The organism is Caulobacter sp. P1_B12_2 (assembly GCF_056406675.1).
In genome coordinates this window covers 1-10247 of sequence record NZ_JBFTZS010000137.1, presented here as the reverse complement: position 1 = coordinate 10247, position 10247 = coordinate 1, and the positions used below count along the sequence as shown (strand labels likewise).

Below are 10247 nucleotides of genomic sequence, written 5' to 3'. Positions count from 1 at the left end.
AACAAGCCCTCAGTCGCCGTCCCTTGAGAAGAACGGTTTCGCGGAGCGGTCGAGCCAAGCCGAAACGCACATACATAACTCACGGTCATCCGGGCTTGGCCCGGCCGCTCCGCGCCTCCTCACCCACTCGTCGCGAAAGCCCGAGGTCGGACAGTCGTGTCCGCCGTCAGGAACGGAGAACCCCATGCCCAAGTCCAAGCCGCCCCGTCGCCGCAAGATCCGCCGAGGCAACGACCTTCGCGTGCTGATGATCGAAAGCGTCCGGGCCGCGCTGGCCCTCAACGACGCGATCTTGGCCAAGATCGATGAGATGCTCGACCGCACGCCGCCGGGGCGGAACAGGACCGCGCTGCTGACGTGGCGGGAGGAGATCAAGTCGCATCGGCCGGGCTTGCTGGAAAGCCGGACCGACGCCATGGCGCCGTAGTCGGCCGGGTCCGCGCCGTGGATTCTGGCTCGAGGACGCCAAGAAAGACAAAGATCACCCCGCATGGGTCTCGACCCTGTATCCTGTCGTTCTATTGGGCGAACTCAATGCGTCGCCGTGGGATGGTTCGTTTGACAGCCGAAAACACCGACGGCCTTCGCCTCCGCGCCCGCCTGCGGGCGCTCTATCACGGCGCTTCGCCCGCCGCCGTGCGGTTCCGGTACGGGATCATCGTCATCGACCTGGCGATCATCGCCTTCTTCATCGCCGCGCCCCTGATGCGCCGCCACGGCCTGACCTTCTACGCGATCGACTACGGGGTGGCGGCCTTCCTGGCCCTGGACCTGGCGGCACGGGCCATCGCCCACGGCGAGATCAAGACCTGGCTGAAGAAACCGATCACCTGGGTCGACCTGTTCGTGCTGGCCACCCTGCTGTTCCCGGCCTGGCTGTTCAATTTCGGCTTCCTGCGGGTGGTGCGGCTGTGGACCCTGATCCACAGCGAGTTCTTCTGGCGCACCGTCGGCCGCCGCTACGACGACACCCGGGTGGAGCAGATCACCCGCGCGGCCACCACCCTGATCACCTTCGTCTTCGTGGTCACGGGCTTCGTCTATTCCAGCTTCGCCGGACGTCATGACGGCATCAGCGGCTATGTCGACGCCCTGTATTTCACCGTCACCAGCCTGACGACCACCGGCTATGGCGACGTCACCCTGCCCGGCGTGTGGGGCAAGCTGCTGTCGATGGCGGTGATGCTGGGCGGCGTGTCGCTGTTCATCGGCCTGATCCAGTCGATCCTGCGGCCGCACAAGGTGACCTATCCCTGCCACACCTGCGGCCTGCGCCGGCACGACCCCGACGCCGTGCACTGCAAGGCCTGCGGCCAGATCCTGAACATTCCCAATGACGACTGAGGGGGCGCTGGCGCGGTCCCCGATTTCCGATACCGTCCAGGTCCAAAGGCCCGCTCCGAACGGGCCGCCCTGTCACGACAGCCGCCGGATCCCCAGATGCGTAGCCTGCTTCTCGTCCTCCTCGCCTCCACGAGCCTCATGACCACAGCCGCCCAAGCCGCCGATCCCGCTCCCGCCGCCAACACCCCCATTCTTGACAAGGGGGCCCGCACGCCGCTGGCCGATCTCGGCAAGGACGATCCCTACAAGTGGATGGAGGAGATCGAGGGCGAGCGGCCGCTGGCCTGGGCCAAGGCCGAGAACACCCGCAGCCTGGCCGTCCTGCAGGGCGACAGCCGCTACGCCGGGCTGGAAAGCCAGGCCCTGGCTATCCTCAACGCCAAGGACCGGGTGCCGGGCGTGTCGTTCGCCGGAGACGGATCCCTGCGCAACTTCTGGCAGGACGCCGACCACGTGCGCGGCCTCTGGCGCAAGACCACCCTGGACAGCTACCGCACCGCCGAGCCCGAGTGGGAGACGATCCTCGACATCGACGCCCTGTCCAAGGCCGAGAACGCCAACTGGGTGTTCAAGGGCGCGGGCTGCCTGGCGCCCGAGGAGACCCGCTGCCTGGTCTCGCTGTCGAACGGCGGCAAGGACGCCATGGTCGTGCGCGAGTTCGACACCACGACCAGGACCTTCGTCGAGAACGGCTTCGTGCTGCCCGAGGGCAAACAGGTGATCAGCTGGCTGGACCGCGACACCGTGCTGGTCTCGCGCGAATGGGAGCCGGGCCAGGTGACCAAGTCGGGCTACGCCTATGTGATCAAGGCGTGGAAGCGCGGGACGCCCCTGGCCTCGGCCAAGGAAGTGTTCCGGGGCACGCCCGACGACGTCTCGGCCTCGGCCTACACGCTGCTCGACGCCGACGGCAAGGTGGTGGCCACCCTGGTCAGCCGCTCGGTCAGCTTCTTCGAGGCCGAGACCTATCTGCTGACCGACAAGGGCGCGGTGAAGCTGCCCCTGCCGCTGAAAAGCTCGGTCGTCGGCTATGTGGCCGGCCAGATGGCCATGACCCTGGAGCAGGACTGGCCCGAGCGGGGCTTCAAGACCGGCGACCTGATCAGCTTCGACCTGGCGGCCTTCAAGGCCGATCCGGCCAAGGCCCCCGCCACCCTGGTCCTGCGCCCGACCGCCAAACAGTCGGTGGAGAGCGTCACCACCACCCGCGACAAGCTGGTGGTCGGATTGCTGGACAACGTCACCGGCGGCGCCCTGGTCTACGGCCACGGACCCAAGGGCTGGACCCACCAGAAGCTGACCCTGCCGGCCAATTCGACGATCGGCCTGGGCTCGGCCTCGCAGAGGGACGACCGCCTGTTCGTCAGCGTCACCGGCTATCTGACGCCCTCGACCTACTGGCTGGCCGACGCGGCGTCGCTGAAGCTGGAACAGGTCAAGGCCTCGCCGGCCCGCTTCGACGCCTCCACCCACGTGGTCGAGCAGTTCGAGGCGACCAGCAGCGACGGCGTGAAGATCCCGTACTTCGTCGTCCGGCCCAAGGGCGTGGCCTACGACGGCTCGGCGCCCACACTGCTCTACGCCTATGGCGGCTTCCAGGCCTCGATGACCCCGGCCTATTCGGGGGTGATGGGCAAGCTGTGGCTGGAGCGCGGCGGCACTTACGTGGTGGCCAACATCCGCGGCGGAGGCGAGTTCGGCCCGGCCTGGCACAACGCCGGCCTCAAGGAGAACCGCCAGAAGGTCTATGACGACTTCTTCGCCGTCTCCCAGGACCTGATCACAAGAAAACTGAGTTCGCCGCGCCGACTGGGGATCATGGGCGGCAGCAACGGCGGCCTGCTGATGGGCGTGGCCCTGACCCAGCGGCCCGAGCTCTACAACGCCATCGTCGTGCAGGTGCCGCTGTTCGACATGATCCGCTACACCCAGATCGGGGCCGGGGCCTCATGGATCGGCGAGTATGGCGACCCGACCATCCCGTCCGAGCGGGCGGTGATCGCCAAGTACGACCCCTATTCCAACCTCAAGGCCGGCCGGAACTATCCCGAGGTGTTCATCGAGACCTCGACCAAGGACGACCGCGTCCATCCGGCCCACGCCCGCAAGGCGGCGGCCCGGCTGGAGGAACTGGGCTATCCGGTGCTCTACTACGAGAACATCGACGGCGGCCACGCGGCAAGCGCCAACCTGGCCGAGACCGCCCGCCGCCAGGCCCTGGAATATGTCTATCTGTCGAAGAAGCTGATGGATTGACTTGGAAGTCGGCCTGGAGAACCCTGTTTTCCGGGCCGTAAACCCTAGTTCAATCTCTGCCCGTCAGGATCGCCCCGATTATCCGGCCGCACCTTCGCCCGAGCCGGATCGAGGTTGCCTTGAAGATCGACGTTTTTCCCGCCCTGGAACTGCCCGCGGAGGTCCGCGCGGCCTGGTCGGCCGCCCAGGCCGGCGAGGCGCGTCTGGACAGTCCGTTCCTGTCGCCGCTGTGGGCCCAGGCCGTGGCCCGGGCGCGCGGCCCCGCCGACGACGTGCGGATCGCGGTCCAGCGCGACACGGCCGGCGATCCGGCGGCGTTCCTGGCCGTCCGCAAGCGCGGCTCCACCGCCATGCCGGTCGGCGCGCCGATGAGCGACTACCAGGCCCTGGTGACCCGCRACGGCTTCCGGGCCGATCCGCGCGCCATGCTCCAGGCCCTGGGCGTCTCGCGCTACGACTTCTGCCACATGCAGGCCGAGGACCCGGCCTTCCAGGGTCACGCCCGTGGACGCGACGTCTCCTGGGTGGTCGAGGTCGCCGACGGCTACGCCGCCTACGAAGCCGAGCGCAAGGCGGCCGGGATCGGGGCGCTGAAGGACATCGACAAGAAGCGCCGCAAGGTCGAGCGCGAGGTCGGCCCCGCCCGCTTCACCGCCCTGTCGGACTCCCGCGCCGACTACGACCAGCTGGTCGCCTGGAAGCGCGCCCAGCTGGCGGCCACCGGCCAGACCGACCTGTTCAAGACCGACTGGGTCCTGCGGCTGATGGACGAGCTGCTGGAGACCCGCGACCCGGCGTTCGGCGGCGGGCTCTACACCCTGCACCTGGGCGACGAGTTGGCGGCCGTGCATTTCCACCTGCGGGGCGGCGCCACGGTCCACGGCTGGCTGATCGCCCACGACCCGAAGTTCGAGCGCTATTCGCCAGGCCTGCTGCTGTTCCAGGACATTCTCAAGAGCCTGGACGCGGGTCCCTACAAGCGTCTCGACCTCGGGGSCGGCGACTATCGCTTCAAGCGCGAGCTGTCGAACCGCCAGCAGGGCGTGATGTTCGGGTTCCTGGGCGCGCCCTCGGTCTCGACCCTGGCCCGCACGGCGGCCTACGGCCTGCGCGAGGTGGCCGAGTCCCTGCCGTTGGGGTCGATGTCGGCCCTGCCGGGCAAGGCGATGCGACGGATCGATGTGTTGCGCGGCTTGCGCTGACGCCCCTCGGGACGCCCGCTGTCAGGACGCTCGAGCGATCAGGGCGATCACGCCGCTCCAAAGCATGAGATTGACGGCGGAAATGAGCAGAAGCCAGCCAAGGCGACCCTGACGGCCGTCCTGCCGCGCGCGATAGGCAACGCCGCGAACCACATGACCCATGGTTTCCTCCAAAGCCCTCTACCGGGGCTTGAGTCGGATGAAACCTCTGTTTTCGGGCATGCGCAAGGAAGTTTGATCGACTGTCCCAGGACAACCCGAAAACGTGACGCGGCGGCGGTTAGACGGACGCCCGGTTGATCCGCAGGGCCGGCGGATCGATGCAGCCGGCCTCCCAGGCTCGAGTCCAGCCCAGGCGCTTGACCGGTTCGCGGAAGGCGAAGCGCAGCAAGTGCTCGGCGACCACGTCCTCCAGCCGGGCCAGGGCCTCCGGGTCGACGGCCTCGATGGTGACGTCCAGGCCGTCGRGATCGGCCAGCATGCTGCAAGTCCCCAGCGGCAGTGGGATCAAGGCCGAGATGTCGTCGTACGACACCTCGAACTTGTGGCTCCAGTGCTTGGCCAGCTGGATCATGTAGCGCGCGGCCTTGTCGGTGTTCAGGCGGGCGTGGCTCTGCATGGCGGCTACACCCCTTCGATGGCCGCGGCCGCGTCGTCCATGACCTTGGCGATCGCCGCGATCTGTTCGGCGGTCAGCGAGCCGGAGGTCAGCTTCAGGCGCAGGGCGGTCTTGAGGTTCTCGCGGGCCCGCATGATCTGCGGCGAGAAGGCGGCGCTCTGGGCGGCGGCTTCGGCCATGCGGGTGAACAGGCCGTGGACCGGCTGGCTGTTGGTCGCGAGGAAGGTCTGGCCCTCGTCGGTGATCGTGTAGAGCTTCTTGCCGCCGCCGGCGTCGGCCGCGGTGACGTAACCCAGCTCTTCCAGCAGGGTCAGGGTCGGATAGATCACGCCCGGGCTGGGGGTGTAGGCGCCGCCGGCGGCGGTTTCGACAGCCTTGATCAGCTCGTAGCCGTGACTGGGCTTGTCGGCGATCAGCTTCAGCACGACCAGACGCAGGTCGCCGTGATCGAAGAACCGGCCCATGCGGCCGCCGCGACGATGATGGCCCTCGTGGCCGTGGAAGCCGAACGGATGACGGCCGAAAGACGCGCCGTGGTCGCCGCCGTGGCGGCCGTGGTGGTGGGGATGACGTCCAAACATGTGAGTTTTAGATCCTGTTTCGTTATATCGGACTTACAGATATATCGGACCGGCTGAACGTCAAGAGTGTTTTTCGATATATCTGATTTCAGTCTGAAAAGAAGGCCACGCTCGCGGTGCGGCGTGGCCTTCCAGGATCGAGCGTTACGCTCCCGGCGGAACCGGGAAGCCGCGGTTGCGCATCAGGGCGCCGATCTTCACGTCACGGCCGCGGAAGCGGCGGAAGGCCTCGCCCGCGTCGATGGTGTTGCCCACGCTCATGATGTCGTCGTGCAGGCGCTTGGCCACGGCCTTGTCGTAGAAGCCGCCTGGGGCCTCCGCGAAGGCCTCCGCGGCGTCTGCGGTCAAAGTGTCGGCCCAGATGTAATTGTAGTAGCCGGCCGAATAGCCGTCGCCCGAGAAGATGTGCCCGAACTGGGTGGGCCGGTGGCGCATCACGATCTCGGACGGCAAGCCGATCTCGGTCAGGGCCGTCTTTTCGAAGGCTTCCGGGTCGATCGCCTGGCCCTTGGCCGCCAGATGGATCTTCATGTCGTAGATCGCCGAGGCCAGATATTCGACCGTCGAGAAGCCTTGGTTGAAGGTCTTGGCCTTCTCGATCTTGGCCACCAGCTCGTCGGGGATCGGCTTGCCGGTCTGGTAGTGGACGGCGAACCGGCTCAGCACCGGCTTGGTCGGCAGCCAGTGCTCGTTGAGCTGGCTGGGAAACTCGACGAAGTCGCGGGCGACGTTGGTGCCGGCCAGGGTGGGATAGGTCACGTCCGAGTTCAGGCCGTGCAGGGCGTGGCCGAACTCGTGGAACATGGTGACGGCGTCATCCCACGAGATCAGCACCGGCTCGCCGGGCTTGCCCTTCACGAAGTTGCAGTTGTTGGAGACGATCGGGGTGATCACGCCCTTGAACTTCTCCTGGGTGCGATACTCGCTCATCCAGGCGCCCGACTGCTTGCCGGCCCGGGCATAGGGATCGAAGTACCACAGGCCCACGCGCTGCGGACCCTTGGTCACTTCCCAGACCCGCACATCGGGATGGCAGACCGGCACGTCTTTGATCTGGGTGAAGGTAAAGCCGTACAGCTGGCCCGCCGCCCAGTGGATGGCCTCGCGCAGCTTCTCCAGCTGCAGGTAGGGCTTCACGACATTCTGGTCGAGGTCATAGCGCGCCTTGCGCACCTTCTCGGCGTAGTGGCGATAGTCCCAGGGGGCGATCTTGAAGGTCGCGCCTTCAGAATCGGCCACCTTCTGCATGTCGGCCACTTCCTCGTGGACCCGGGCCACGGCCGGCTTCCAGACCTGCATCATCAGGTCCATGGCCGCGTCCGGGGTCTTGGACATCTGATCGGCCGTGATCCAGTGGGCGTAGGTCGGGAAGCCCAGCAGCTGGGCCTTCTCGGCCCGCAGCTTGAGGATGTCGGTGATCACCGCCTTGTTGTCATGAGCGTCGTTGTTGTCGCCGCGCGACACCCACAGCTTCCAGCCCTTCTCGCGCAGGTCGCGGCGGTCGGAATAGACCAGGAAGGGCTCCATCGACGAGCGGGTGTTGGTGATCAGCCACTTGCCCTTCAGGCCCTTTTCCTCGGCGGCGGCCGCCGCGCCGGCCTTCACCGACTCCGGCAGGCCGGCCAGGTCGGCCTCGGCCAGCTCGAGCGTGTAGCCCTCCTCGTCGGCGAGCTCGTTCTGGCTGAACTTGGTGTAGAGGCTGGCCAGCGCCTGGTTGATCTGGCCGAGACGAGCCTTCTTGGCGCCGTCCAGCGCCGCGCCCTGACGGGCGAAGCTGTTATAGACCACCCAGGCCAGGCGCTTTTGTTCGGGCGTCAGGTTCGAGGTCTCGCGGGCGTCGTAGACGGCCTTGATGCGGGCGAACAGCTGCTCGTTCTGGATGATCTCGTCACCGAACGCCGCCAGCTTCGGCGTGGTCTCGGCCTCGACCTTCTGCATGGCCGCGTCGTTCATCGTCGAGGTGAACACCCCGAACAGCGCGCCGACCCGGTTCAGGGTCCGGCCGGAATCCTGGAAGGGCGCCATGATCCCTTCGAAAGTCGGGGCCGAGCGCTTGGCGGTCAGGGCGAACAGCTCCTGGCGCTGCTCGGCCATGGCCGCCTCGAAGGCGCCGGCGAACAGCTCGGGCTTGACCTTGTCCAACGGCGGCAGCCCGCCGTGCGGGCCCGTCCACTGGCCCAACAGGGGGTTTGACGAAGCGGCGGCGGGGGTGGCGGCTTTGGCGATCATGGGCATCAGGGCGGTCGCGCTGGCGGCGGCGAGGAAGGAACGACGCTTCACGGGCGGGTCTCCGGAGAAAGGAAGCGGAACCCTAGAGCGCCGAGCGGCTCGTCGTTAAGCGTTTTCGTGCGAGGTTCGTGCCGCCAAGCGTGAATTCGACGACAGAATCTCTCGCGTCGCCCGTTCGACCTGGCCGCTTCATGCCCGGCGCCGGGCCTGCACGCGGCCGGCGCCAGAATCTCAAGCGCGCCGCGTGGACGGCCGGACGATGGCGGGTTAAGCCAGATCCATGTCCATCGGCGTCTTCGACTCCGGCGTGGGCGGCCTCACGGTCCACCGCGCCCTCGTGAACCGTCTGCCCCAGGCGGACTTCACCTATCTGGCCGACCAGGCCAACGCCCCCTATGGCGGGCGGCCCGGCGAGGAGATCGTCGCGCTGACCAAGGCCGGCTGCGAGCGGCTGTTCGACACCGGCGCCAGCCTGGTGGTCCTGGCCTGCAACACCGCCTCGGCCATCGCCCTGCGCCGCCTGCAGCAGACCTGGCTGCCGGGTTATCGCAAGCAGCTCGGTCGACCCATAAACGTGCTGGGCATTATCGTGCCGACCATCGAGGCCGCCACCGGCCTGCCCTGGGAGCACGAGGCCGAGCGGCGCGGCGAGAAGGTCGAGCAGCTCGACATCCTGGGCGTCTTCTCCACCCAGGGCACGACCAGTTCGCGCGTCTACGAGATCGAGATCGACAAGCGCAAGCAGGACATCGCGGTGTTCTCGCAAGCCTGCCCGGACCTGGTGCCGATGATCGAGGCCGACGCCGGGGCCGTCGACCTGGCCAAGGCGGTCGAGGGCTATGTCCAGGCGCTGAAAACCCGCATCGGCCGCTATCCCGACCGCGCGGTGCTGGGCTGCACCCACTACGAGATCATCGCCGACATCTTCCGCGCCGCCCTGCCGGCCGGCACCCCGGTCATCCACCAGCCGGCCTCGACGGCTGACGCCCTGGAGCTCTACCTGCAGCGCCATCCGGAGCTGGACCCTGGTACCGGCGGCGCGCGCAAGTTCCTGACCACCGGCGCGCCGGGGCCGCAGAACGGGCTGGTGGAGAGCTTCTGGGGCGGGCCGTTGAGGTTCGAGGCGGCCTAGGCGATTTGCCTGGGGCGTTGGAGAGGCTAACACTTGCCCCCTACGGATCGCTTCGCGATCCTCTTCCCCCACAGGGGGAAGAGGATCCGTGCGGCGCCGTGCGTGCGTCCTCCGCCCCCATGGGGGCGGACAGGCGGCGCAGCCGCCAGGTGGGAGCAAGTGGCGACTTGACGCGAAGGCCGCAGGCGGCACCCTTCCTCCCAACCGGGAGGGCCACCATGAAACGCCTGCTGATCATTGCCGCGCTCGCCCTGCTCACGACCTCCGCCGCCCACGCCGAGGTCGTCGACGCCCAGCCCAACGGCTTCGAGGTCAAGCGCACGGCGGTGCTGAACGCCCCGGCCGACAAGGTCTATGCCGCCCTCTCCCAGCCCTCGCAGTGGTGGAACAAGGACCACACCTGGTCCGGGTCCTCGGCCAACCTGTCGCTGGCCGCGATGGCCGGAGGCTGCTTCTGCGAGAAGCTGCCGAACGGCGGGTCGGTGATGCACATGACCGTGGTCTACGCCCAGCCGGGCCAGGGGCTGCGCCTGTTCGGCGGACTGGGGCCGCTGCAAATGTCCGGCGCGACCGGCCATCTGAGCTGGGTCCTGTCTGAGGCGGACGGCAAGACCACCCTGACCCAGACCTATGACGTGGGCGGCTACAGGAAGGGCGGGCTCGACAAGATCGCGCCAGGCGTCGACGGCGTGCTGAGCGAACAGTTCGATCGCTTCAAGACCTATGTCGAGACCGGCAAGGCGCCGTAGGGACGATCAGCCGCTCTCTCTATCACGTCGTCATCCCGGGCCTYGTGCCCGGGACCCCTGGTTCAGCTGACGGCGAAGCGCATTGGCGCGCCCGCGCGCCACCCCTCTGCCCTTGCGGCGGATAGAGGGGTGCGC

Annotated in this window: 10 protein-coding genes; 6 read left to right on the top strand and 4 right to left on the bottom strand. The window is 67.6% G+C overall.

The features are described from left to right. Positions 1–184: 184 nt before the first annotated feature. The 4 genes from AC1DZ6_RS10620 to AC1DZ6_RS10605 all read left to right on the top strand — a co-directional run bounded on the left by AC1DZ6_RS10620 (position 185) and on the right by AC1DZ6_RS10605 (position 4802). Entirely contained in the window at positions 185–427 is a 243-nt protein-coding gene (locus AC1DZ6_RS10620) for a hypothetical protein (protein ID WP_477097149.1), read from the top strand. Positions 428–558: 131 nt separating this feature from the next. Next, positions 559–1344, top strand: coding sequence for a potassium channel family protein (locus AC1DZ6_RS10615; protein ID WP_477097148.1), 786 nt, complete (start codon positions 559–561; stop codon positions 1342–1344). Positions 1345–1440: 96 nt separating this feature from the next. After that, positions 1441–3600, top strand: a complete 2160-nt coding sequence (locus AC1DZ6_RS10610; protein WP_477097147.1) for a prolyl oligopeptidase family serine peptidase — start codon at positions 1441–1443, stop codon at positions 3598–3600. 119 nt (positions 3601–3719) lie between these two features. Further along, positions 3720–4802 carry a GNAT family N-acetyltransferase gene (locus AC1DZ6_RS10605; RefSeq protein WP_477097146.1) on the top strand — a complete coding sequence of 361 codons (1083 nt, stop codon included), beginning with the start codon at positions 3720–3722 and terminating at the stop codon, positions 4800–4802. A 21-nt stretch (positions 4803–4823) separates the two neighbouring features. Here AC1DZ6_RS10605 and AC1DZ6_RS10600 read toward each other — a convergent pair whose 3' ends face one another. From AC1DZ6_RS10600 to AC1DZ6_RS10585, 4 genes are all read right to left on the bottom strand, one after another. Beyond that, entirely contained in the window at positions 4824–4964 is a 141-nt protein-coding gene (locus AC1DZ6_RS10600) for a hypothetical protein (RefSeq protein ID WP_477097145.1), read from the bottom strand. Between the two features lie 118 nt (positions 4965–5082). Then, the gene (locus tag AC1DZ6_RS10595) at positions 5083–5421 is read right to left on the bottom strand and encodes a DUF2218 domain-containing protein (protein WP_477097144.1); all 339 of its coding nucleotides are present in this window, start codon (positions 5419–5421) and stop codon (positions 5083–5085) included. 5 nt (positions 5422–5426) lie between these two features. Further along, a complete protein-coding gene (locus AC1DZ6_RS10590) occupies positions 5427–6002 on the bottom strand; it encodes a PadR family transcriptional regulator (RefSeq protein ID WP_477097143.1) in 576 nt (191 codons plus the stop codon). Between the two features lie 144 nt (positions 6003–6146). Then, positions 6147–8282 (bottom strand): M3 family metallopeptidase, encoded by a 2136-nt coding sequence (locus AC1DZ6_RS10585; RefSeq protein ID WP_477097142.1) that lies wholly within the window; start codon positions 8280–8282, stop codon positions 6147–6149. 229 nt (positions 8283–8511) lie between these two features. Between AC1DZ6_RS10585 and AC1DZ6_RS10580 the strand changes: the two genes are divergently transcribed. Both AC1DZ6_RS10580 and AC1DZ6_RS10575 read left to right on the top strand, forming a co-directional pair. After that, positions 8512–9363 carry a glutamate racemase gene (locus AC1DZ6_RS10580; RefSeq protein ID WP_477097141.1) on the top strand — a complete coding sequence of 284 codons (852 nt, stop codon included), beginning with the start codon at positions 8512–8514 and terminating at the stop codon, positions 9361–9363. A gap of 218 nt (positions 9364–9581) precedes the next feature. Continuing rightward, positions 9582–10112: an SRPBCC family protein gene (locus AC1DZ6_RS10575; protein ID WP_477097140.1), complete on the top strand. Its 531-nt coding sequence runs from the start codon at positions 9582–9584 to the stop codon at positions 10110–10112. Positions 10113–10247: the final 135 nt, after the last annotated feature.

Bases quoted from the DNA above. Each gene is read 5' to 3' on its own strand.
- AC1DZ6_RS10575 (WP_477097140.1), top strand. From the start codon at position 9,582: ATGAAACGCCTGCTGATCATTGCCGCGCTCGCCCTGCTCACGACCTCC.
- AC1DZ6_RS10580 (WP_477097141.1), top strand. From the start codon at position 8,512: ATGTCCATCGGCGTCTTCGACTCCGGCGTGGGCGGCCTCACGGTCCAC.
- AC1DZ6_RS10620 (WP_477097149.1), top strand. From the start codon at position 185: ATGCCCAAGTCCAAGCCGCCCCGTCGCCGCAAGATCCGCCGAGGCAAC.
- AC1DZ6_RS10600 (WP_477097145.1), bottom strand. From the start codon at position 4,964: ATGGGTCATGTGGTTCGCGGCGTTGCCTATCGCGCGCGGCAGGACGGC.
- AC1DZ6_RS10610 (WP_477097147.1), top strand. From the start codon at position 1,441: ATGCGTAGCCTGCTTCTCGTCCTCCTCGCCTCCACGAGCCTCATGACC.
- AC1DZ6_RS10590 (WP_477097143.1), bottom strand. From the start codon at position 6,002: ATGTTTGGACGTCATCCCCACCACCACGGCCGCCACGGCGGCGACCAC.